19 protein-coding genes are annotated in these 24,063 nt (G+C 58.0%); 11 read left to right on the top strand and 8 right to left on the bottom strand.

Features of this window, described 5'->3' with window-relative positions; translation table 11 throughout:
* Window positions 1-90 precede the first annotated feature (90 nt).
* On the top strand, window positions 91-2,223 hold the full coding sequence (locus ETAA8_RS33615) for a DUF1553 domain-containing protein (protein WP_145099670.1): 2,133 nt from the start codon (window positions 91-93) through the stop codon (window positions 2,221-2,223).
* Window positions 2,224-2,376: 153 nt separating this feature from the next.
* A complete protein-coding gene (locus tag ETAA8_RS33620; RefSeq protein WP_145099678.1) occupies window positions 2,377-3,633 on the top strand; it encodes a DUF1501 domain-containing protein in 1,257 nt (418 codons plus the stop codon).
* Between the two features lie 284 nt (window positions 3,634-3,917).
* On the opposite strand, the gene ETAA8_RS33625 is transcribed toward ETAA8_RS33620, so the two are convergent.
* From ETAA8_RS33625 to cysD, 4 genes are all read right to left on the bottom strand, one after another.
* Complete coding sequence (locus ETAA8_RS33625) at window positions 3,918-4,835, bottom strand: SUMF1/EgtB/PvdO family nonheme iron enzyme (protein ID WP_145099681.1); 918 nt, start codon at window positions 4,833-4,835, stop codon at window positions 3,918-3,920.
* Window positions 4,836-4,847: 12 nt separating this feature from the next.
* Window positions 4,848-6,782 (bottom strand): sulfate adenylyltransferase subunit CysN, encoded by a 1,935-nt coding sequence (gene cysN, locus ETAA8_RS33630; RefSeq protein ID WP_145099683.1) that lies wholly within the window; start codon window positions 6,780-6,782, stop codon window positions 4,848-4,850.
* A gap of 73 nt (window positions 6,783-6,855) precedes the next feature.
* A complete protein-coding gene (locus ETAA8_RS33635; RefSeq protein ID WP_145099686.1) occupies window positions 6,856-7,218 on the bottom strand; it encodes a four helix bundle protein in 363 nt (120 codons plus the stop codon).
* Between the two features lie 67 nt (window positions 7,219-7,285).
* The gene (gene cysD, locus ETAA8_RS33640; RefSeq protein ID WP_145099689.1) at window positions 7,286-8,197 is read right to left on the bottom strand and encodes a sulfate adenylyltransferase subunit CysD; all 912 of its coding nucleotides are present in this window, start codon (window positions 8,195-8,197) and stop codon (window positions 7,286-7,288) included.
* 279 nt (window positions 8,198-8,476) lie between these two features.
* Between cysD and ETAA8_RS33645 the strand changes: the two genes are divergently transcribed.
* The 7 genes from ETAA8_RS33645 (at window position 8,477) to ETAA8_RS33675 (ending at window position 17,089) form a co-directional block, all read left to right on the top strand.
* A complete protein-coding gene (locus ETAA8_RS33645; RefSeq protein ID WP_145099692.1) occupies window positions 8,477-9,520 on the top strand; it encodes a hypothetical protein in 1,044 nt (347 codons plus the stop codon).
* Window positions 9,502-10,458 carry an aldose 1-epimerase gene (locus ETAA8_RS33650; protein ID WP_145099696.1) on the top strand — a complete coding sequence of 319 codons (957 nt, stop codon included), beginning with the start codon at window positions 9,502-9,504 and terminating at the stop codon, window positions 10,456-10,458. The genes ETAA8_RS33645 and ETAA8_RS33650 overlap by 19 nt, the downstream gene beginning before the upstream one ends.
* A 116-nt stretch (window positions 10,459-10,574) precedes the next feature.
* Complete coding sequence (locus ETAA8_RS33655; RefSeq protein ID WP_145099699.1) at window positions 10,575-11,840, top strand: Gfo/Idh/MocA family protein; 1,266 nt, start codon at window positions 10,575-10,577, stop codon at window positions 11,838-11,840.
* A gap of 364 nt (window positions 11,841-12,204) precedes the next feature.
* Window positions 12,205-12,936 carry an ABC transporter ATP-binding protein gene (locus tag ETAA8_RS33660; RefSeq protein WP_145099702.1) on the top strand — a complete coding sequence of 244 codons (732 nt, stop codon included), beginning with the start codon at window positions 12,205-12,207 and terminating at the stop codon, window positions 12,934-12,936.
* The gene (locus ETAA8_RS33665; RefSeq protein WP_145099705.1) at window positions 12,933-15,494 is read left to right on the top strand and encodes an FtsX-like permease family protein; all 2,562 of its coding nucleotides are present in this window, start codon (window positions 12,933-12,935) and stop codon (window positions 15,492-15,494) included. Before ETAA8_RS33660 ends, ETAA8_RS33665 begins: the two co-directional genes overlap by 4 nt.
* 259 nt (window positions 15,495-15,753) lie before the next feature.
* Window positions 15,754-16,629, top strand: a complete 876-nt coding sequence (locus ETAA8_RS33670) for a DUF1559 domain-containing protein (RefSeq protein ID WP_145101193.1) — start codon at window positions 15,754-15,756, stop codon at window positions 16,627-16,629.
* 52 nt (window positions 16,630-16,681) lie between these two features.
* Window positions 16,682-17,089: a hypothetical protein gene (locus ETAA8_RS33675; protein ID WP_145099708.1), complete on the top strand. Its 408-nt coding sequence runs from the start codon at window positions 16,682-16,684 to the stop codon at window positions 17,087-17,089.
* Between the two features lie 10 nt (window positions 17,090-17,099).
* Here ETAA8_RS33675 and ETAA8_RS33680 read toward each other — a convergent pair whose 3' ends face one another.
* The 3 genes from ETAA8_RS33680 to ETAA8_RS33690 all read right to left on the bottom strand — a co-directional run bounded on the left by ETAA8_RS33680 (window position 17,100) and on the right by ETAA8_RS33690 (window position 21,608).
* The gene (locus ETAA8_RS33680; RefSeq protein ID WP_145099711.1) at window positions 17,100-18,227 is read right to left on the bottom strand and encodes a mannitol dehydrogenase family protein; all 1,128 of its coding nucleotides are present in this window, start codon (window positions 18,225-18,227) and stop codon (window positions 17,100-17,102) included.
* Window positions 18,224-19,246 (bottom strand): zinc-binding alcohol dehydrogenase family protein, encoded by a 1,023-nt coding sequence (locus ETAA8_RS33685; RefSeq protein ID WP_145099714.1) that lies wholly within the window; start codon window positions 19,244-19,246, stop codon window positions 18,224-18,226. The genes ETAA8_RS33680 and ETAA8_RS33685 overlap by 4 nt, the downstream gene beginning before the upstream one ends.
* 139 nt (window positions 19,247-19,385) lie before the next feature.
* Window positions 19,386-21,608 carry an NADP-dependent isocitrate dehydrogenase gene (locus ETAA8_RS33690; RefSeq protein WP_145099717.1) on the bottom strand — a complete coding sequence of 741 codons (2,223 nt, stop codon included), beginning with the start codon at window positions 21,606-21,608 and terminating at the stop codon, window positions 19,386-19,388.
* A gap of 356 nt (window positions 21,609-21,964) precedes the next feature.
* Here ETAA8_RS33690 and ETAA8_RS33695 point away from each other — a divergent pair, with 356 nt between their 5' ends.
* Complete coding sequence (locus ETAA8_RS33695; protein WP_145099720.1) at window positions 21,965-22,486, top strand: CBS domain-containing protein; 522 nt, start codon at window positions 21,965-21,967, stop codon at window positions 22,484-22,486.
* 100 nt (window positions 22,487-22,586) lie between these two features.
* Window positions 22,587-23,633, top strand: coding sequence for a Gfo/Idh/MocA family protein (locus ETAA8_RS33700; protein WP_145099723.1), 1,047 nt, complete (start codon window positions 22,587-22,589; stop codon window positions 23,631-23,633).
* 19 nt (window positions 23,634-23,652) lie between these two features.
* Here the strand turns inward: ETAA8_RS33700 and ETAA8_RS33705 are convergent, their stop codons facing one another.
* Window positions 23,653-23,988 carry a hypothetical protein gene (locus ETAA8_RS33705; RefSeq protein ID WP_145099726.1) on the bottom strand — a complete coding sequence of 112 codons (336 nt, stop codon included), beginning with the start codon at window positions 23,986-23,988 and terminating at the stop codon, window positions 23,653-23,655.
* Window positions 23,989-24,063 lie beyond the last annotated feature (75 nt).

Below are 24,063 nucleotides of genomic sequence, written 5' to 3' on the forward strand. Positions count from 1 at the left end.
AAACTGCCCGCCTCAGAAATCGCATCCCCTGCTCACCGCTCAACAACCAAGACAACACAGCTCAACGGTTCGGAAAAAGAGGAGCCTCACGTGAAGCGTATCGGCCTGATTTGCCTGGCACTCGTTGCCATGGGTTCACTCACTTCACTGTCGGCTCACGCAGCTGGTCGCGTTGACGAGTTGATTGCTCAGGCCAATAAGACGGCCGGTCTGAAGTTACCGATGCAGCCGCTGGTCGATGACCCGACCTTCCTTCGTCGCATCTATGTCGACATGATCGGCCGCATTCCGACCGAGGCCGAAGTCCGCGAATTCGCCAGTTGGCCCGTGCAAACCCGCCGTGAACAGTTGGTCGACAAACTGCTGAAAGATAGTCGCTTTACCGATCGCTGGACGGTCTTCTACGCTGATATGCTCCGCCTGCGCTCGAACGCCAGCGGTGGCAACGCCCTGATTGCCTACGTCCATCAAGCGGTCGAACAAGGCATGCCTTACGACGAAATGACTCGTCGCATGATTTCGATCAACGGCAAGGCTGGCAAGATTCCCGAAGCAGGCTTCGTCCTTTCGGACAATGCCGACCCGCTCGCCATGGCCAGCATCACGTCGCAAGTGTTCATGGGTATTCGCATCGGCTGTGCTCAATGCCACGATCATCCATTCGATGTTTGGACTCGCAAAGACTTCTACGACATGGCCGCCTATTTCGGCAAGACTCGCCGTTATGAGAGCCAGTTGACGAACGTCGTCTACTCGACCGAAATGGAACAGACCGCGATTCTCTGGCCGCCAGAAGGGGAAGTTCCTGCCAAGGAACGAAAGCCTTTGAATCCGCGGTTCCCGTTCGAAGTCGTCTCGTATGCTCAAAAGCCTGAGTACATCACCCGCTTGGAGAAAGTCCGCAAGGCCAAGGCCGATGCGATTCTCGCCGCCCGCAAGGGTCCTTCTATCGATGACTTGCTTGCCGAGTCCTCCCAGAATGCCAATCAAGTTGCCAGCGGACGCTCGGGCGAAGGAGCCACGACCAAGGAAGCCAAGAAGGACATTCGCGGCATCGATATCCAGGCCAGTTTGTATCGCAAAAGCGAATATCGCGAACAATTGGCCGACGCGATTACCGATCCTCGCAACCGCTACTTCTCCCGCGCTTTCGTCAATCGCGTGTGGAAGAACCTGATTGGTCGCGGCTTTGTTGAGCCAGTCGATGACTTCCGCGAAGACAACGAGCCAGTTCATCCTGCTGCGATGGATTACCTGGCCGACGAATTCGTCGCCAGCGATTACGACCTGCGAACTTTGGTCCGCCTGGTAGTGACCAGTGATGCCTATCAACGGGCTCATGCACCTCGCGATGCCGACGAATTGACTCGCGGTGAAATGGAAACCAACCTGCTTGCCACTCCCATGCGTCGCATGATTGCCGAAGCTCTGTTCGACAGCGTAGTGACTGCCGGTCACTTGTTCGAAGTGAAGCACAGCGCTGGCAAGAACGAAAAGACCATCGTCGAGAAGGTCCGAGTTCCCAAGGGTGCAAAGCCCGGTGAACTGGTGAAGGCCAGCTCGCTGATTGCTCCTGCTGGCGGTGGGGCCATGGCCGGAATGGCTGGCATGTCTGCACCAATGGCAATGGCCGGTGGCAGCTACTCGCTGGAGAGCGGCATCGAAGTCGACTTTGGTGCAGTACTTAAGGAAGCAGCCAAGGAAGAAGTCGAAGTGGAATCGATGCAAGCCATGTCGCGCGAAGAAATCGAAGCGATGCGGATGCAGCAAGAACGTGGCGGCCGGATGCAGTACGAAGAAAAGACTGTTACCCGCGTCGTTGACGACAACCCGGTCTACAACACTTCGCTGCGAATGCAATCTCCCGCCCCGAACGGCCACTTCCTGCAAGTGTTCGGTCAGCCGAACCGCAGCGATCTGGGCGACCTGCGTGAAGACAACGCCTCGATGCGGCAAGCCCTGATGATGCTCAACGGCCGGTTGTCGCACGAAGCGGCCCGCGTCGGTGACCTGGAGCCAATGTACAAGTTGGTTGCCGGCAAGTCACCGGATGTGGAAGCTGCCGTGAAACTGGCCTACCTCGAAATTCTCACCCGTCGCCCTTCGGCGGAAGAGATTTCCGAAGCCAAGCAAATCGTCGCCGATGCCACCAGCCCGCTGGAAGGGATCGCCGACCTCCGCTGGGTTTTGATCAACTGCAACGAATTCCGTTTTCTCCCCTAACCCGTAGCTCAGTCACTCCGTGACTGAGTTGCCCAATAACTAGTAACATCCGCGAGCCATCGCATAACTCGCTAAGTTAAAAACTTTCTCTGTCGTAATTTCAATTCACCCCTGATTGCCTGTTTGCTCTCCGGAAACGAAGGAGTTTTGTGTATGACTGGTTGCCTGGACTATCGCCTGTCACGCCGCGCCATGTTGGCTGCGAGCGGAGCTTCGATTCTTGGGATGAGCGTTCCCAACCTGCTGGCTGCTGCCGGTAAGGATCACGCGGCCAAGGCCGAGCACGTGATTCTGTTCTGGAACGGCGGCGGTATGTCGCACATCGATACGTGGGATCCGAAGCCAGGTCGTCCGACCGCTGGCGAATTGGCACCAATCAACACGAGCGCGAGCGGCGTGCAGATCTCGGAAATCTTCCCCCAGCTCGCGAAGCAGATGCACCACTGCTCGCTCATCCGCTCGATCGCTGGCACCCAAGGCGATCACGGTCGCGCTTCGCACCACGTGCAGACCAGCTATCTGCCCTTCCCGAACCTGATCTATCCCGGTCTCGGCTCGGTGGTTTCGCACGAAATGCCCAACCTGGGCGATCTCCCTGCGTTCATCAGCATCAGCGGCCAGGCTCACCGCGCTGGCTATCTCGGCCAAAAGTGCGAAGCCTACTTCGTGCCCCAACCGGGCGACAAGGATCCTTACCTGGCCTTCCCCGCTGGCATTGCCGAAGTTCGCGGCAACAAGCGGTTGGAAACCCTGGAACGGTTCAATACACGCTTCACCGGCACCACCAAGGATGAACGCCTGTCGTCGACCAAGACCAGCATCGACGAAGCCGTCAAGCTGATGCGCAGCCCTGCTCTCGAAGCCTTCGAGTTCAGCAAGGTGCCGACCGAAGAAGTCGAACGCTACGGCAACAGCGCTTTCGGTCGTGGTTGCTTGCTCGCTAAGCGACTGGTCGACAAGGGCGTTCGCTTTGTGCAGATCAACCGTGGCGGCTACGACGTCCACAGCAACGCCTTCCCCGCCATGCGGAACCACGGCGAAGCAATGGACTCGGGTATGGCCTCGCTGGTCAAGGACTTGGCCGATTCGGGCATGCTCTCGAAGACGCTCATTCTCATGGTCAGCGAATTCGGACGTACTCCGGTCATCAACAAGGATGCCGGTCGCGATCACTGGGCCTCGGTGTTCAGCTGCTTCATGGCAGGTGGCGGCATCAAGGGTGGCAATGTCATCGGCTCGTCGGACGAAGACGGTGCTCATCCGAAAGACAACCCGGTCAAGGTTCAAGACATCCACGCTTCGGTTTGCCATGCCCTCGGCATCGACCCGAACAAGGAAGTCATGACCCCACTCCGTCGCCCGATGAAGCTGGTCGACAACGGCACGCCCATCAACGGCCTGTTTGCCTAGTTCCCATCAGCTGGCATTTCGCGCTGGACAGCGTTTCCCACTGGACACAGCAACCAGCGCGAAGCAAGCTAGTACTTCGAAACTGAAAAGCCCGCGACGCCGCTCCCCTCTGGCGACCGCGGGCTTTTTGCTGCGCGGTGGTAGAGTCGCCGTTGAAGTCGCGTCAGCGATTGGAAGTCGAACTTGCCTAGCGAATATGCGGTTGGATGTGATCGCGAGAGTTCAGCGATCCGAGAAACTTCCGGAAAGTTGCAAGAATGCGAGTAGACCTCGCTTGCAGAAAGCTAAGTTGGCGATTTTGTTGCACAGACCCGAAATCCGGTCATCAAGTCATACCAAGTTCGGTGAACGATTGCCCTGTTTTGCGTCGTGTTCCAATCCCGCTTGCGCACGTAATAAGATCCTGATCGAACAATTGCTTTGCCCGGTGTGTCGTCACTTGCAACAAACTCACTGTGCAAGTGTTCTAGGGCGTTGGGAAAACGAGTGATGTCAAATCTCCCCTCATCGCCAAACATGAAAGTTTCGTGTTCTGAGCGGCTGAGAATTCGTTGGTCAACAAGAGCGGCGGCGAGCAGTTCGGCTTCTGTGGGGAGCCGAACGCCGGCCCATTGACAGTAGGCCTCTACATCGACGTAGCTGACATTGTGAACCGGCACGTTGCCGCGATCTGCAGGCCGAAGGGGCTCCAGTGTGGCGTCGAGGCGAAATGAGCCGTCGTTGTTTTTCTCAGAAGTGGTGACGTAGCCGGTCGTCTGCGTAAAGACATCGAACTCAGCCGTGGTGACAGGAGCACGGTAGATTGCAAACGGAGGTACGCCCATCGAATTGCCGTTTTCAAAGTGAGCAATGGCACCGATGAATGACATCAAACGCTGCTCAGGCAATGGGAACTCGCCTAGATCGCTGCCGACGGTCACACTGGTTATATGGGGTAATCTCTCGGCGATCAGATTCCCCAGCACCGGCAAGCACCTATCGCAAAACCAGCCCGCAAAGATAGTGACGAAGCGATCGTCGCTCGACGACTCAATGCTGTAGTGTTTAGGAAAGCAGTCGCAGAGTTTTTGTACATTACGAACACGCATCCATTCGTCGAACAATATCGTCAGCGTGCTCTCGATGCCTCGAATCGGGCGACTTGCTTGGATTTCGAATTGATCGACTTCCCCATCGATATTGGCGCGTTTGATGAACTTCATAAGCGGATCATGCTACACATACCCGCGGGACTGTAGCAGTTCGAGGATCTTGTCGACGCACTGTTCGGCGTTGAGCTTGTCGGTGCTGAGCTTGAGGTCGGGCTTGGCGGGTGCTTCGTAGGTGGCCGAGACGCCCGGGAACTCGGTGAGCTCGCCCTTCTCGGCGAGAGCATAGTGACCTTCGGTGTCGCGGCTGCGGCAGACTTCGACGGCGGCGTCGAGGTGGACGATCAGGAACCGCTCTTGGCCGATGGCTTCGGCGACCTTTTGACGCACGGCCTCTTCGGGGGCGACAAACGCGCCGAGCACGATGAGCCCGGCGTCGTTGAAGAGCTTGGCGACTTCGCTGCTGCGACGCAGGTTCTCGCTCCGCTCGCTGGCGGTGAAGCCGAGATCCTTGCTGATGCCGCGGCGCATGTTCTGGCCATCGAGCACCACGACCGAGCGGCCATCCTGAAAAAGACGGCGTTCGAGGGCGTAAGCGATGGTCGTTTTGCCCGCGCCGGTAAGACCGGTGAGCAATACCGTTGCTGGTTTTTGCCCAAAGCGGTTCGAGCGTTCTTCTACGCTGACCTTGCTGGTCTCGCCGTGCAAGTGAGCGGATGCTGGTTCGTCGTCCCAGTGATCTTTCGGGCCATCGCCGGTCGCGCGATCGAGAATCATCCCGGCCGCGACAGTCGCATTCGTCAAGCGATCGATGACGATGAACGAACCGGTGCCGCGATTTCGCTTGTAGGCATCAAAGCAGATCGGCTGTGTGAGCGTGATTTGGCAGCGGCCAATTTCGTTGAGCGCCAGGGTCGGCGCATCTTGCCGGTGCATCGTGTTCACATCAACGCGATACCGCAGCGTGGTGACCATGCCGGGGGCGACGCGCGAGGTCTGCTTAAAGAGGTACTGCTTGCCGGGCAACATCGCTTCTTCGGCCATCCAGACCATCATGGCTTCGAACTTGTTGTCGACGCGCGGCACATTGCCGGGGCGGACGAGCATGTCGCCGCGGCTGCTGTCGATTTCATCTTCCAGCGTGACGGTGATCGACTGCGGAGCGAACGCTTCTTCCAGTTCGCCATCGAAGGTGACGATGCTCTTCACGCGGCTGGTCTTGCGCGAAGGGAGCGTCATGATTTCGTCACCCTTGCGGAGGATGCCCGAGGCAATCGTCCCGCTGAAGCCACGAAAATCGAGATTCGGCCGCAGTACGAGTTGCACCGGCAGGCGGAAATCTTCCAGGTTGCGATCGGAGCCGATGTAGAGCGTTTCGAGCAGCGGCATCAGGGCTGGGCCTTGATACCAGGTCATGTACTGGCTGGGGGCGACGACGTTTTCGCCCTTGAGTGCCGAGATGGGCATGAAGTGGACGTCGGGCAAGTCGAGCCGCGAGGCGAAGGAAATGTAGTCGGCTTTGATTTGCTCGAAGACTTCCTGCTTGTAGTCGACAATGTCCATCTTGTTGACGGCGACAATGATGTGCTTGATGCCGAGCAGCGAAACGATGAACGAATGCCGCTTGGTCTGCTCGAGCACGCCGTGCCGCGCATCGATGAGAATGATCGCCAGGTCCGCCGTCGAGGCACCGGTGGCCATATTGCGGGTGTACTGCTTGTGCCCCGGGGTATCGGCGATAATGAACTTTCGCTTGTCGGTCGAGAAATACCGATAAGCCACGTCGATCGTAATGCCCTGCTCGCGTTCTTCCTGCAGACCATCCGTAAAGAGCGCCAAGTCAGGCTCGCCGCCGGTCGTGCCGTACCGCGCCGAGTCCTTCGTAATCGCGGAGAGTTGATCCTCGTAGATCATCTTGGCTTCGTAGAACAACCGCCCAATCAGCGTGCTCTTGCCGTCATCGACCGATCCGCACGTGATGAAGCGCAGAATCTCCTTGCGCTCGTGCTGCGAGAGGTATTCGTTGATGTCGGAAGCGATGAGGGAGGATTGATGACTCATAGGAATTGCAGATTGTAGATGTCAGATTGAAATGCGAATGTCGCACGCGCTGGCGTGAGGCGATTGAATTGGGCTAGGGATTGTTTCTTTTGGACGTGTTTAATGAGGCAACCATCATCGCTGTGATCTCACTCGCTTCTTGAAGTAAAGGGACAAGGCGTGTTGGCGGCAAAATACCCGAGTCGCGTACGAGTTCGATCCAGTAAGCGGTCTCATCGCACTCTTCGAGAACGATTCCGATCTTGGCTCGAAATTCAGCTGCTGACCGCCCCCGACTCGCGGCGCGGTAGTTAGCACCTACGGAGGTAGCCGACCGCAAAACTTGCTTGCCAATCGTTTGAGCAGCAAAGTCTTTTGGCAAACTACGGACCATCTTGATCACTCTCAAGGCGAACTCCTTAGTTCGCAACTTCATCGCCTCGGCACTCTTGGTCATTTGCAATTCTCCAGATTTCGATTGCCTTTCAATCTGCAATCTAAAATCTGAAATCTGCAATTGAAACCTAGAAATAACCCTCTTTCTTCTTCTTCTCCATCGACCCTGCTTCGTCGCTGTCGATCAGGCGGCCTTGGCGTTCGCTGAAGGTGGTGAGGAGCATTTCCTGAATGATTTCGGGGAGCGTGGTGGCGTTGCTATCGACGGCGCCGCTGAGCGGATAGCAGCCGAGTGTGCGGAAGCGGACGCGGCGCATCTCGGGTTGCTCGCCGGGCTTGAGGGGCAAGCGGTGGTCGTCGACCATGATCATCGTGCCATCGCGATAGACGATCGGGCGTTCTTTCGCGAAGTAGAGCGGGACAATCGGGATGTTCTCGAGGTGGATATATTGCCACACGTCGAGTTCGGTCCAGTTCGAGATTGGGAAGACGCGAATCGATTCGCCTTTGTTGACCTTGGTGTTGTACAAGCTCCAAAGTTCCGGCCGCTGATTCTTTGGGTCCCAGCGATGGAACTCGTCGCGGAATGAGAAGACCCGTTCTTTCGCGCGGGACTTTTCTTCGTCGCGGCGGGCGCCGCCGAAGGCGGCGTCGAAGCGATACTTGTTGAGGGCTTGCTTGAGCCCTTCGGTCTTCATCACGTCGGTGTGTTTCTTGCTGCCGTGCGTGATGGGGTTGATCCCTTGTCGAACACCATCTTCGTTCACGTGTACGATCAGCTTGAGCCCCAGTTCCTTGGCGACGTAGTTGTCGCGCAGGTCGTACATATCCTTGAATTTCCACGTCGTATCGACGTGCATCAGCGGAAACGGCGGCTTGGCAGGGTAGAACGCCTTTTGGGCCAGGCGGACCATGCACGCCGAGTCTTTGCCAATCGAGTAAAGCATCACCGGGTTTTCAAACTCGGCGGCCACTTCGCGAATGATGTGGATGCTCTCAGCTTCAAGCTGTTTCAGGTGAGTCAGCGAATATCCGGTCATGCCAGGCTTGCTCGGGCGATCGAAGAGGGTCAATTGGTTCGCAGACCGGAATTTTACCAGGGAATCGCAGATTGGGTAAGCTGCAACGACTCTGGCGAATATCACGGCCACGAAGTTGGCGTTCATAGAAAATCTCTGCCAGCAGGGCAACAGCAGTTCCTGCCGGTCAGCCGAGAGCACGCTGGACGCTGGCATCGTGCCTGCGAATCGCGCTGGGCGAAGTTTCTCCTATAATGGCCCCTTGTTGGTTTTGACCGAAAACACAGGAAGTTGCCCGTCGTGATGGTTGCTCTTGAGATTGTGCTGCTGGCATTTCATTTAGCCTGCATGAACGTCGCCGCTGGGGGGCCGCTCGTCGGGCTGTGGCTCGAATGGAAAGATCGACGTGGCGATGGCGTAGCTGGAGAAACGGCAAAGTATCTCGGGGCGGCGACTATCCTCGCGCTCTTCGTCGGCGCGCTCCTAGGATTGATCATCGGTTGGCTAAGGTGGACTCCCGACTATCAGCACATCTGGCAGGTGCAGCTTTCGCGTAAGTTAAACAATGCGATCTTGGAATTGGGTGTGACGACGGTCTTACTCATCGTCTACTGGGCCTGGCGACGACGAGTCCTCATTCCGACGAGGACCGGTTTCGTCGTCCGGGGCTTCTTGCTCCTCTTCGCGAGCACAAATCTGCTCTATCACTTTCCGCCGCTGTTGATCGTCGCGGGCAAATTGCAGGAAGGTGCGTTTGTCGACAAAGAGGTCGACCCAAACAAAATACTAACGCCCGCTACCTTTCGCGAATTGCTCATCGAGCAAGAAACGCCGGCGATGACCGTCCACTTCGCCCTCGCTTCCGTCGCCATGGCGGGACTGATGCTCATTGGCTATGCGCTGCGGCGCATGAAGCAGGACGATGAGCCGCGAAATGCCAAGCGCATCGCCACTTGGGGAGGCTGGGCCGCGCTCGGCGCGACGGGACTGCAACTGATCGTTGGTCTCTGGCTCCTCGCCACGACGCCCACGGAATCACAGGCTCAACTAACGGGTTCATCGCTGCTTCCTTCTGTCTGTTTGGGGCTGTCGCTGGCACTGGTCGTGTGGCTCCTGCGCGAATTAGCCGACGTGACGATGGGCGATTGCAGCCGTAAGTCGCTCGTCCGCTCGATGATCGCCATGACCGCGGTGATCTTGCTGATGACGGCTGCCCGGCAACTCTCTCGGCCACAGATTCCCGTCCGCGATTCATCGAAGCTGGTCCGCCTTCACGCGACCGAAGCTGTCACGAACACCAACCTCTCCTCTCTTGTGAACACACCATGGAAAACGTCGTTCTGAATGACCCGGCGAGTGGCGCGTCCGCCGAAGTCCTCGTCAGCCTCGGTTTCAATTGCCATCGCTTCACCGTGCCGCATCGCGGGCGGCACGTCGACTTGATCTGGCGCTCGCCCGCCTTTTTGACGGGCACCGATCGCCCGTCGCGTAGCGGCATTCCGATTCTCTTCCCGTTCCCCGGCCGCATTCGCGGGACGGAGTTCGTGTGGGAAGGGAAGACGTATCACATTCCGGCCAGCGATGCTTATGGAAATGCGATTCACGGCTTTGTTCACACGCGCCCCTGGCGGGTGATCGAGCGCGATCGCCGCAGCCTGGTCGGGCAGTTTCAGGCCAGTGTCGATGACCCCGCTCTTAGGGATCAATGGCCGGCCGATTTTCGCATCACCGCCAGCTACGATCTTTCCGGCGGCATGTTGCGGATGGTTTATCTGATTGAGAACCCCAGCGACGCGCCGCTCCCCTGTGGACTGGGGACGCATCCTTATTTTCACGTGCCGTTTCTCGATGGTCCGGCGAAGAACTGCCTGATTCTGCTCCCCGGCAACGAGCGTTGGGAACTCGAGCAGATGCTTCCCACTGGCAACCGCAACCGAATCGATAACGTGGTCGAGTATCGCGCGGGAACACCCTTCGGCGGCTTGCAACTCGACGATGTCTTCACCGATCTCGATTTCGAAGACGGCTGGTGCCGCAGTCATATCTACGATCCCGCTGCCAAGCTCGCGCTGCATATCAGTTTTTCCTCCACGTTCCGCGAGTGCGTCGTCTTCACGCCGCCGCATCGCGAAGCAATTTGCATCGAGCCTTACACCTGCGTCCCCAACGCAGCGGAACTGCTCGGCAAGGGAATCGACACCGGCCTGCGCGTGTTGCCTCCCGGCGAATCATTTATCGCCCGCGTCGAACTGGCAGTCAGTGAGATCGATCTGAGTGCCTAAGAAATACCCCACAAACTGCGGAAAACGCGGATTAACTCCCGCAGGACACGAAGTTATACTGAGCGGTTTCCCGCCTTCCGTTTGGCCTTTCACTCGCCCGTCAGAAAGGATCTGTCATGGCTCGGTCTCAAGTTTCTCGTCGTCAGTTTTTAGGAGCATCGGCAGCTGTCGCGGCGTCGACGATCGCAATTCCTTACTTTGTGCCCAAGAGCGCATTCGGCGCTGCCGACAAGATTGTGACCGGGCACATCGGCGTCGGTGGGCAGGGGATGAGCAATCTCAATGGCTTCATTGCGAATGCCGCCGCGGTCTGCGATGTCGACAAGACTCGCGCTGCCGCCGCTGCGAAGAAGGTGCAAGACAAGGGGAACGATTGCGAAGTCTATACCGACTATCGCAAGATGCTCGAGCGGAAAGATATCGACGCCATCGTCATTTCCACTCCCGACCATTGGCATGCCTTGGCCACCATTCACGCTTGCCAGGCTGGCAAAGATGTCTACTGCGAAAAGCCCCTCACGCTCACCGTGACCGAAGGGCGAAAGATGGTTGAAGCAGCCCGCGCGAACAAGCGCGTCGTGCAGACCGGCTCGCAGCAGCGGAGCAGCAAGGAATTTCGCCAGGCCTGCGAACTCGTTCGCAACGGCTACATCGGCAAGATTCACACCGTTCTTGTCGGACTGCCAAAGTCGAATCATCCGGGCGAACCAGTAGCTGACAGCGATCCACCTGCGGAACTCGACTACGACATGTGGCTCGGACCAGCGCCGGCTCGGCCCTACAACAAGAAGCGGGTGCATTACAATTTCCGCTTCTTCTGGGATTACTCCGGCGGCCAGATGACCAACTGGGGCGCTCACCACATCGATATCGCCCAATGGGGCCTCGGCATGGATAACAGCGGACCGGTCGAGATCGAAGGGACGGCCACCTTTCACCCCATGAAGTGGCACGAAGTGAGCGAGACCTGCAAAGTGACTTGCACTTACGCCAACGGCGTGAAGATGATCGTCACGCAGGGAGATAGCAGCGTTCCTGGCGGCACTACCTTCATTGGCGACAAGGGACAGGTGTGGGTCAACCGCGGCAGAATCTCGTCGACGATCGACGGGCTGTTGCAGACAAAGCTCAAGGACAGCGACACCAAGCTTTATGTCAGCCCGGGTCATCACAAGGACTTCCTGGCCTGCGTTGCCTCGCGTCAGAACCCGATCTGCGATGTCGAAATTGGGCACCGCAGTGCAACCGTTTGTCACTTGGCCAATGCAGCCACGCGGTTGGGCAAAAAGTTGAAATGGGATCCGGTCACCGAAACAGTCGACGACGCCGATGCCGCCAAACTGCTCGACCGGCCCTACCGAGCCCCCTGGAAGCTTGGTTAAGTGCTGGTCCCTGCTAACTCGATTTCCGCGAAACCGTTGGTATTAAGCCTTTTAGTGCCAACGGTTTGTTGTCTTGGAGTAAAATCTCGGTAACGCCCTTTTTTCGCCCGAACATCTAATTGAACAGTTGGGCAAGGTAACGATGGAACGATCTTGCCAGCCTTGCCCACTTTCGCTGCTTTCGTGCAGGTTACAGGTTCACCACCTTCACGGTCAGTAACATCCAAGACCTGAGTGCGCCTCGTTCTGGTTCCGGACTGCTAGCCGGGCCTTTTCATTTGTCCGGCCATCACCGATAAACGAAGGACCAACTGTGAAGGATTATTGCCCGGTCGCTATTCGCGACAGGCAGAGGAGTTTGTTCATGGCTGTTTTGGAGACTCGCCAAGTGACGAAAGTCTATGGCGAAGGGGATGCCAAGGTCGAAGCATTGCGGGGCGTAGACCTGCAAGTGGCCGAAGGCGAAATGCTGGCAATCATGGGTCGCAGCGGCAGCGGCAAGAGCACGTTGTTGACGTTGCTTGGCGGTGTCGACGTACCCACCGGCGGCCAGGTGCTGCTGGAAGGGAAAGACCTGTCGGCCATGACCGACGACCAGCGGACGCTCATTCGCCGGCAACGGATCGGCTTCGTCTTCCAAGCCTTTAACTTGCTACCGATCTTCACGGCCGAAGAAAACGTTTCACTGCCGCTCGAGCTCGACGGCATGCCAGCTGCCAAAGCCCGTGCGAAGGCTGCGGAAAAGTTGGAACTCGTCGGCATGGGCAAGCGCCGCGATCACATCCCAGGCAAGCTTTCGGGTGGTGAACAGCAGCGTGTGGCCATCGCCCGCGCCTTAGCCATTGAACCGGCCATCCTGCTCGCCGACGAACCGACCGGCAATCTCGACTCGGCCAATGGCGAAAAAGTCACCGCCATGCTGCGCCGCCTCGTCGAAGAACATCATCAAACCATCGTCATCGTCACCCACGATCCGCTCGTCGCCGCCCAGGCCGACCGCGTAATTTACCTGGCTGACGGCCTGGTTGACCGGGAGGAAATAAACCGCCCTAAGCAGCCGGCCGCTCTCCCACGGATGGAGGCGAGCCGGCGATGAGCTTGCGATCCTTTTCGACACGCTCGCTCACGTCGCGTCTGGGACGAACCCTGCTGACGATCCTGAGCATCGTGATCGGAGTCTCGGCGGTTGTGTCGGTGAGTGTGATCACGGCCACCACCCGCAACGCCTATAAAATCATGTTCGCGACCGTCACCGGCAACGCGACCTTGGAAGTAACCGTTCCTGGCAATGCCGGTTTCGATATCGCCCCGCTGGCCAAAGTGAAAGCGACCCCCGGCGTCGATGTCGCAGTTCCGTTGCTCGAACGTCCTACCGCCATGATGTTCGGCGAAAAGCGGATCAAGCTCTCAATCCTTGGGATTGACCCCAAGCTCGATCCACAGGTCCGCGACTATGCCATCACCCAAGGGCGGATGGCCTCGGCCATTACTGCGCCCGGCAGACCACGCGAACTGGTGCTCGATGAAGGCTTTGCAACTCAGCTAGGCATGAAACTGGGGGACTTGGTTTCGATCCGTACCACCAACGCCAAGTACGAACTCGAAATCGTCGGCCTGGTGAAGCCTAAGGGTGGCTCTGCCATGCGGCAGATGGCGCTCGCCTTGCTGCCGCTGGAACGGGCGCAAGCCATGTACAACCGCCGCGGCTACAAGGGTCATATCGACTCGATCCAAATCGTCACCAAGCCCGAAGCCGACGTCAATCAAGTGATGGCTGCCATCGCACCGCAGCTGCCTGAAGGACTAACCATTCATCCGCCGTCCGGCAATACCCAGCTGATGAAGAAGACGCTGGTCTCGACCGAACAGAGCCTGCTCGTGTCGACCATTTTCTCGCTAGTCTTGTCGGTGTTCATCATTCTCAACACGTTCTTTATGAATGTGGGGGAACGACGCCGACAAATGGCGATCATGCGTGCGATTGGCGCGACCGGTAAACAACTGATGTTCACGCTGCTGGCCGAAGCCTTCGTGCTGGGTGCCATCGGCACCGCGATCGGCATTCCCATGGGCCTGGGAATCGCCTGGGTTCTTAATCGCTCCATGGCTCGCGGTTTCGATGTCATCATGCCTGATCCGCAAATTAGTTGGCTGCCGATTGTCCTGGCCGGTTTGCTGGGCATCGGCGTTTCCCTCGTGGGAGCCTTCGTTCCTGCCTGGCGCGCGAGCAAAGTCTCGCCGCTGGAAGGAATGAGTCGCGTCTCGCGCCAAGATATCGAAGGGACGGGTTGGGGCTACCTTGTTCTCGGCGTCGTGCTGATGATTGCTGGTTCCGTTACGATCTATATGGGCATCACCGAACAAATCAACATCTACGCGGGCCCCTTCGGTTCGGTCGCGCTGCTGGTCGGCGTGGTCTTCCTGTCGCCACTTGTCCTGGAACCACTCATCAAGGTTTTTGGTTGGCTGTTGAGTCCCATCACCCGTGTCGAAGGAGTAATGGCTCAGCGCCAGATCCTTCGCCATCGCGTCCGAACTCAACTCACCATTGGCGTGCTGTTTGTCGCGGCTTGCATCGGCATTGGCATGACGAATTCGATCAAGGATAACCTCCGTGATCTGGCCGACTGGAAGGACGCTGCGCTCACCAGCGACTTCTTCGTCCGCTCGATGATGCCCGATATGGCCAGCGGTCTCGCCCCGGATATCCCGGACGAGGTCGGAGCCGAAATTGAAGCCCTCCCATCTCTAGGTCGCGGCTTGCTTGAGCGAATCGTGTTCACCGAAGGGCAAGTGAACGACAAGAAGGGAGTAGCGCACTCCGTCCGCGTTGTCGCCCGCGATTTCATCGACCCGAAGCCCCCGTCGTTCGACTTGATCGAGGGGAGCGTCGAATCACTGCGTGAAAAACTGTTCGATGGCCAGGCGGTCATCGGTTCCGTGCTCGCGCACGATCTGAAGGTAAAACTTGGCGACGACATCGAACTGGCCACCCTCAAGGGACCGGAAAAGATTCGCGTCGCTGCGATCGCCAACGATTATCTGGTGGCAGGTCTCTCGGTCCACTTGGAACGCAAGACTGCTGAGCGCTTGCTGGGGATTCAAGGGGTCGATGGATACGCGGTTCGTGTGCCGGACCAGCAGGATCTGGAGAATGTTCGCCGCGATCTGGAAGCCATCACCAAGAAGCACAGCCTGCTGCTGCAATCGAACGCCGAAATCAGTTGGGCCATTAGTGCGATGGTGGCTGGTGTGGAAGTCGGACTGTGGGGGCTCGTCTATGTGGCGTTTCTCGTCGCCATGATTGGCGTCGTGAATACGCTCACCATGAACGTGCTGGAGCAGACGCGCGAATTGAGCATGCTACGAATCGTTGCTATGACCAAATCGCAAGTCCGCAAAACCATTCTGACGCAGGCCCTGTTGATTGGCATGTCGGGCTTGTCGCCGGGTATTGTGGCCGGCGTCTTGGTGGCCTTCATCATGAACCTCGCGTTCGAACCATCATTCGGTCGCCGGATCGATTTCCACATCTATCCCGGCTTGCTGGGGGGTGCGCTCGTCGGCGCCATTGCCATTACTTTGCTCGCGGCCTGGCTCCCCGCCCGTCGCGCCGCCAATGTCGATGTCGCCCAGGCGTTGCATTACGACTGATGTTTTGCGTCCTCTTCTTCGTTGTCGGGTGAGCATTACCTCCCCGGTACAATCGGTGTAATAAACAACACCTCGTTGTAGACCTTCGCGCGCAGGCCGTGCGATTGCGTCGAGAACACTCCGATTTTGCGACAAGCAGACGCTCCGCCATTGGTGGGGATTGCTTAAAACTTGCTGGCGAATAACGCAATACTGTGTTAAGGTCAAAGCAGTTCCCAGCGAACTCCCACCTCACATCTCACCTAACGGCGGCACCTCCATGCAACGGCGGCATCACGGCGGCTTCACGCTTGTCGAACTTCTGGTTGTCATCGCGATTATCGGCGTCCTCGTCGCCCTGCTCTTGCCCGCCGTACAAGCTGCTCGCGAATCAGCGCGGCGCATGCAATGCCAGAACAATCTCAAGCAGTTGGCGCTCGCCTCGCATAACTTTCACGACACGTACTTTCATTTTCCACCCGCCTATAAAGTGAACTACGGCGGCAACGGCAACTGGGGAGCGAATGTTCGCTTGTTGAATTTTTACGAACAGCGTTCGATCTACGATGCACTAAACCCGGGCGATTTCACCAGCTACATTCCGCCGGTGAATACGCTCACGCAAACACCCATTGCCACCCTGAGATGCCCTAGCGACCCTACCGGCAAGATCAACACGGTTCATGGCAAGGGTTATGCGAAGAGCAACTACCCCCCAAGTGCCATGGTGTTTTTAGCGCACAACCCGAACACGATGACCCAGTACTTTCCCGCCAAGATGGCCGACATTACCGACGGCACCAGCAACACCTTCATTTGTGGCGAGCGGGACATGAAGAAAAACATCGCCGCCGTTTACATTGGTCGCCTGGAGTCCTACTCCGACGCCCTCACCTATGGCCGGGCCGATGTCCCGATGAACACCAAGTGTGCCGATCAGTTCAGCGATCCGCCTTGCCATCGACACGCGTGGACGAGCCTGCATCCGGGGGGCTGCAACTTTGCCATGTGCGACGGAGCCGTCAAGTTTGTGTCGGACACCATTGAAACCCACAAAGGTTACACCACGGGTTGTACAATTACTCCGAACACGGCCAATTTTCTCTATCAAAACTTGTTTCGCATCAACGACGGCGAAACATCTCAGCTGCCGTAACTGGCAGGTCTGATCATGCTTCATCTCACGTTTTGGCACTTAGGACGATTTCATGCGCGGTACTAGTTCTTGGGTCGCGTTGCTTTTTTTGACCGGAACCTGCCTGCTGGGCTGCGGCGGTAGTGGCCAGAAAGCAATTCGCGGCGAGGTTTCGCTGGATGGCGAGCCCGTCGATGGCGGCAGCATCATGTTCGTGCCGGCAGCAGCAGGAAAGTCTGGCTCAGCTGCCATCGTGGCGGGCAAATATTCGGTTCCTGCAGAGGATGACCTGCTGCCGGGAACCTATCGCGTCGAGATTGTTTGGAATAAGCCCACGGGCAAGCAGATTCCGGCTAATGATCCCGGCATGCTGACGGACGAGCGGCTGCAAGTGATTCCGGACAAGTACAACACGCAATCGACACTGTCCGTCGAAATCACTCCCGGCGAGAACGAGCACAACTTTCTACTCACGAAGTGAGCTGAAAGAATTACACTCGCGCCGCGATAACTTCAGCCAGGCGAACTGGCGACTTACCGAAGAGTTGCACGTATTCTTCATGCGTCGATTGCAGGCGCACGCGCACTTTATCGGCGTGGTTGAGTGCAATATCGGCCAGCTTGTGCTGCTGATGGGGATTGCGCAAACGATCGAACGTGTCGTCGGCAAAGGCGGCGACACCGGGCACGCGGTAGGCAATTGCCGGCACAATTTCCTCGTACAGCAAGTCGCGAATCCAGCGGGTGGCCTGGGCATCGCGCAGCACGTCCTGCACCGTCACAAAGCCCTGGTGCCTGAACTTCGCGACCATAGCGCTATGCAGACCGTTGAGAATGCGAACCTTGCGCAAGTAGCACACTGACAGATCATCGACCAGTTGAATCGCCGGATGAGCGAACAGCAGCGCTTCGCGATTGGCGGGCTTCTCGATGGCCCAGAGCGCGTAGGGCTCGGCGCACGTGAGGAGCGAATCCTTGGTCGCGAGCGGATGATCGGCGGGGGGACCAGTGACGATGCAATCGACCAGATTGTTCAGCCACAGGCATTCGGTGGTTACCCACTCGGTGAATTCGGCTGGCAAGGCCCAAATGCTGGCTTGTTCGAGGACCAGGGCCCGCAACTTGTCGGCGTTCCGCTCGATCAGTTCGCAGGGGAGGATGGTCACGCCGCGTAGGCTGTGATTGAAGCGGACCCACAAGACTTGGGTCAGCTTGCCGGGCAACGAGACAGGGGGATGACTCGTCAAACGATCGGTTGGGTCGATTTGATAACCGGCTTCCGTCGCGTTCGAGACGATGTACTTCAGTTCGCTGGCGACCGCGACGCGCAGCACTTCGCGCCAATCGTCAGCAGCCACAATCGAACGGCTGATGCTATGTACCTTTTCGCGACGCTCGATAAGTTCGCCCTGCTCGTAACCGCGGACCAGGACCGTGAAGCCATCGTCCTGAGCGTGCAACGAATCGGCGCGACTATCGGCACTGCGTTGCACAACGACGATTCGACCGACACCTTGCCCGCTGTCGTTGGCCTGCTGAATAAAGCGGTCGACGAACGAGCGGAGGAAGCGACCGGCACCAAACTGCAGCACGGTCTCCGGCAATTCACCCTTGCTCATTCTCCCACCTCAACCACCGCTTTGATGACGCCAGTCTCCGGCCTGGTATACGACGGAAATACTTCAATCAATTGTTCGAACGGCGAGCGGTGAGTGATCCAGGGCGTGGTGTTGATTTGCCCAGACTCCATCAGCCCGATGATGCGGGTGAAGTCGCGCGGCAACGCGTTGCGCGAGCAGAGGAGCGTTCCTTCCGGGCGATGAAACACGGGATGCTTGAACTTCACCTCGTCGGTCGTGATGCCGACGTAAACCAAGCGACCACCCGGAGCCACGAGTCCAAAGGCGTTTGACATCGAGACAGCCGAGCCCGTCGCGTCGATGACCACTTCGGGCAAGTGGCCTTCGGTCAAGTCGCGCAGTTCCTTTTCCAGGCTGTCGCTGAGCAGCACCGTATGATCGGCACCCATTACGTCGCGGCAAAATTGCAGCCGCTGCGCATTCATATCGAGGACGATGATCTTCGCGCCGGTGAGCTTGGCGAAGACGAGCGTGGCCAGACCGATCGGTCCCGCGCCGATGATCAGGCAGTATTCGTCGGACTTCAGTTCGCTGCGATCGACCGCGTGGCAGCCGATGGCCAGCGTTTCGACGAGAGCCAATTGCTCGAATTGTAGCTTGGTCGACACATGCAGTTTGCGAGCGGGCAGGATGAAATAGGGGCGCAAGCCGCCATCGCGATGCACACCGAGGACTTGGAGCTTCTCGCAACAGTTAGGCTTGCCGCGTTGGCTCGAATAGCTGTTGGGGTCGTTGATGTAAGGTTCGACCGAGCAGCGATCGCCTGCCTTCACGTTGGCGACATCGGCACCGACCTTGATCACTTCTACACCCAGTTCATGCCCAGGAATGCGCGGATAACTGAAGAAGGGCATCTTGCCGAGATAGCCGCTGAGATCCGTTCCGCAGATTCCCACGCGATGAACGCGCACCAGCGCTTCGCCGGGACCGGGCTTCTCCGGCGCGGGAATCTCAATCTGTTTCCAGTGTTTCGGAGCCTCGAGTTGGAGAGCTTTCATGGCGGGAGGGGGGCTTGGGGATGAAGGGTGGAGGGGTTGAAGGGACGAAGAGAAAAATAGAGGACGTGGTTCGAGGCCTGTGGAGAAAGATACCTTGTGTAGTGTCTCTTCCTCGCTTCATCCCTTTCACCCTTCCTCCCTATCCGAGTTCAGCGAGGATACCGTTCAGCGTCGCACTGGGTCGCAGGGCTGCAGATGCCTTGGCGTCGTCGGGCTGATAGTAACCGCCGACGTCGACAGGCTTGCCTTGGACGGCGAGCAGTTCGGCGACGATCTGCGACTCGCTGACGGTGAGCTTCTCGGCGATGGGGGTGAAGATCTTTTTCAGTTCCGCATCGTCGTTCTGAGCAGCCAGTGCTTGGGCCCAGTAAAGCGCAAGGTAGAAGTGCGAACCGCGGTTGTCGATGGTGCCGAGCTTGCGACCGGGAGACTTGTCGAACTCTAAGAACTTGCCGTTGGCAGTGTCCAGTGTGTCGGCGAGCACTTTGGCCTTGGCATGCTTTTCGACGATGCTCAAGTGTTCCAGCGAAGCGGCCAGCGCGAAGAACTCGCCCAGCGAATCCCAACGCAGATAGTTCTCTTGCAGGAACTGTTCGACATGCTTGGGCGCGGAACCGCCAGCACCCGTTTCAAACAGCCCGCCGCCATTCATGAGCGGCACAATCGAGAGCATCTTGGCACTGGTGCCGACTTCGAGAATCGGGAACAGGTCGGTGTTGTAATCTCGCAGCACGTTGCCGGTAACCGAAATCGTATCGAGACCCTGCTTGATTCGTTCCAAGCTGAACTTGCAAGCTTCGGCAGGCGGAAGGACGCGAATATCGAGCCCCTTGGTATCGTGGTTCAACAGATACTTGTCGACCTTGGCCAGAATCTGCGCGTCGTGCGCACGATTCTTATCGAGCCAGAAAACCGCAGGCGTATTCGAGAGACGAGCGCGATTGACCGCCAACTTCACCCAGTCTTGCACCGGGGCATCTTTGGTTTGACAAGCGCGCCAGATATCACCGGGCTCTACGCTATGTTCTAGCAGCGTCTTGCCGGCGGAATCGACAATCCGAATGGACCCTTCGCCGGGAGCTTCGAACGTCTTGTTGTGCGAACCATATTCTTCGGCCGCTTGGGCCATGAGTCCCACGTTGGGCACCGAGCCCATCGTCTTGGGGTCGAGCGCGCCGTGCTCACGGCAAAAGTCGACCGTGGCTTGATAGATGCCGGCATACGAACTGTCGGGAATGACGGCGAGAGTATCTTGCAGCTTCCCTTGCTGGTCGTACATCTTGCCGCCCGCGCGAACCATCGCGGGCATCGAAGCATCGACAATCACATCGCTGGGAACATGAAAGTTGGTGATCCCCTGATCGGAATTGACCATCGCCACCGCGGGCCCCGCTGCGTAGGCCGCTTGAATGTCCGCTTCGATGGCAGCCTTCTCGCTGGCGGGGAGCGTTTCAATCTTCGCGAGCAAGTCGCCAAAGCCATTGCGCAAATCGACGCCCAACTTGGTGAACGTCGCTTCGTGCTTGGCATAAACCGACTTGAAGAACTCGCGAACCACGTGGCCGAAGATGATCGGGTCTGAGACCTTCATCATGGTGGCCTTCAGGTGGAGCGAAAACAGCACACCCTCAGCTTTTGCGCGGGCGATCTGCGAGCCGACAAAGGCGACCAGGGCCTTCTTGCTGAGCGCCGTGGCATCCAGAATTTCACCAGCGAGCAAGGGAGTCTTGTCCTTGAGCACATTGACCGTGCCATCTTTGGCGACGAACTCGATTCGAACCGTCGTAGCCTCGGGAACCGTCACCGACTTCTCGTTCGAGAAGAAATCGTTCTTCCCCATCGTCGCCACGTTGGTCTTCGATTGCGGCGACCACGCACCCATCGAGTGTGGATGTTTGCGGGCGTATTCTTTCACCGCCTTGGGTGCGCGGCGATCGGAGTTCCCTTCGCGGAGCACGGGATTAACGGCCGAGCCCTGAACCTTGTCGTAGCGGGCCTTGGCGTCTTTCTCGGCATCGGTCTGGGGGGTCGCCGGATAGTTTGGCACGGCATAGCCATGCTTCTGAAGTTCGGCAATCGCTTCCTTCAACTGGGGCACCGAGGCCGAGATGTTCGGCAACTTGATGATGTTCGCATCGGGCTTGAGCGTGAGAGCGCCCAGTTCGGCCAGGGCATTGGCGGTGCGCTGTGGAGCGGGGAGTTGGTCGGCGAAAGCAGCCAGGATGCGACCGGCGAGCGAAATGTCGCGCGTCTCGACCCGAATGCCAGCCTGGCTGGTGAACGCCTGCACAATCGGCAACAGCGAATAGGTGGCCAGGGCGGGAGCTTCGTCGGTCTTGGTATAGATAATGGTAGGCGACATAGTTGTAAGCAGAGGGTTGTGAGCAAAGGGCAAAGAACGAAGGAAGCGCCGGAGATCGATAACCGAGCCACAAGAAATCGCGAACAATTCAGCATTCGCGGCAGAAGGAAGCACGCACCGGCATCTGGCCAGCATGACTGCAGGTTCGGCACGGCCAGAGTGAGAGATAGCCAACCGCTTCGCTGCAGCGACAACCGGCCGATCCGGCTTGAACCGAAAAACTAACACAGCCCCTACAGGCCGTCAACGCGGTGACTTCGGCGGCGACTTCAAGCCAAATCGGTCCCTGCTGCGTACAATCCATTGCCGGACCCCGATTGGCGTTCTACGCTTCCCGAGCGGAAGCAACTGCCAGGATGACTTTGGTTATCTGCGGATACTCCACGACCGTGAACCGAACCGAACAAAAGCGCGATTGGCTTCAAGTTGCCTTTGAACAGGCAGCTCAGGCTGAGCGTTTGCACGCACTGGTCGCGGCCGATGTGATGACGCTCCAGCCCCGTACCGTCACTACCCGCACCACCGCCGCAGACCTCGTCAAACAGTTTCACGATTGCCGCTTCCGCCACTTCCTGGTGGTCGAGAACGAACGCCTGGTCGGCGTCATCAGCGATCGCGACGTCATCCGCCTGTTCGGCCTCGACGACTTCCCCGAACGGAACGAACTCGAGGCCCTCACCGCCGGCGAACTGATGAGCACCGACCTGGTGACGGTCGAACGGGACACACCGCTCATCCAGGTTGTCGAACTGATCGTCGAGAATGGCATCAACTGCTTGCCTGTCATCGACGACGCTCGCCCCATCGGCATCGTCACCACGACCGATCTCTATCTCACGCTCGAAACCCTGCTGCGGCAGTTTGCCCGGCGGCGGTAGTTTCACGCAACTCTGCTGTGTATCTTTCGCGAACGCGCGCTTCGCATTACAACGATGGCCGGGCGATTCTTCCGCACCGCTGCATCAGAGAGCTCGCAACATGATTCGCGTTGGCATTGTCGGCATCGGCTTTATGGGTTGGATTCACTACCTGGCCTATCAAAAGACCAAGGGCGTGAAACTCGCGGCCATCTGCACGCGGGACGATAAGAAGCTGGCCGGCGATTGGACGGACATCAAAGGGAACTTCGGTCCTCCCGGCAAGCAGGTCGATCTTAAGGGGATCGGCGCGTATGCCGAATACAATCAGCTGCTGGCCGATCCCGAGATCGACCTGGTCGATCTCTGCTTGCCGCCACACTTGCACGCTTCAGCGGCCATTGCCGCGTTCAAAGCGGGCAAGCATGTGTTCGTCGAAAAGCCGATGGCACTCACGGCTGCCGATTGCGACAAGATGGTGAAAGCGGCCCAGCAAGCTGGCAAGCAGATTTTCGTCGGCCACGTCCTGCCGTTACTTCCCGAGTATGCCGTCGCCCGCAAACTGATCGATAGCGGCAAGTATGGCAAGTTGCTCGGCGGACATTTTCAACGCGTCATTTCCGATCCGCTCTGGCTGAAAGATTTCTTCGATCCCAATAAGGCCGGTGGGCCTGCGGTCGATCTGCACGTACACGATGCCCACTTCATTCGCCTGCTGTTCGGCATGCCGACAACCGTCACCAGCCAGGGACGGATGCGGGGCGAAGTGGCCGAGTACTTCAACACGCAGTTCACGTTCAGCGATCCCGATCTGGCGGTCACCGCGACCAGTGGCATTGTGCGGCAGCAAGGTCGCTCGTTCACGCACGGCTTCGAGATTCATCTCGAAAAAGCCACGCTCTATTTCAATCTCGCGGTACTGGCCGATAAGCCCCTGCAAATCACGCCGCTGACGTTGCTCGATAGCAAGGGAGCCGTCGAGCATCCCGCTTTGCCCGCTGGCGATCCCATGCTCACGGCCTTCGAAGCCGAGATCAAGGAAGTAGCCACCTGCCTTAAGAACAACAAACCTTCCGCCATTCTCGGCGGCGAACTCGCCCGCGACGCCATCGTCCTGGCCCTCAAGCAGCAAGAGTCGGTGAAGAAGCGGAAACCGGTGAAGGTTTAATTCGCTCTTTCGGTGCGACCTACAGGCTCAACTGCTGCTGCAAGCGATCGAGCGCGACGAGGAGTCGGCTCCACTCGGCCACAATCGGCAGCGTGGTGAGCTCCTGCTTGTCGTCACTGCCAAAGCCTCGCTCGCTGACGTTGATCGTCTCGCCCAGCTTGCGCTGCGGCTCGGCCGATTCGTAAGACAGCGATTCGCTTCCCGCCAACTGACCAGCAACCGTATTGTCGTCTTCGCCATCGAACGAAGTGACCTGGCTCAAGCAACGATGCACGGCCCAGATGGCAGCCGCCCGAGCATGATCGGCTTCGACAATGAGATTCAAGTTTCCCGAACTGACATAAAACTTAGGCATGGTATTGATTCCGTGAAGATTGGTTTCTGAAAAGATGTAGGAGATGACCAGCATGAACAGGCTCCGCAGCGAACA

Source organism: Anatilimnocola aggregata, from assembly GCF_007747655.1.
Taxonomy (GTDB): Bacteria; Planctomycetota; Planctomycetia; order Pirellulales; family Pirellulaceae; genus Anatilimnocola; species Anatilimnocola aggregata.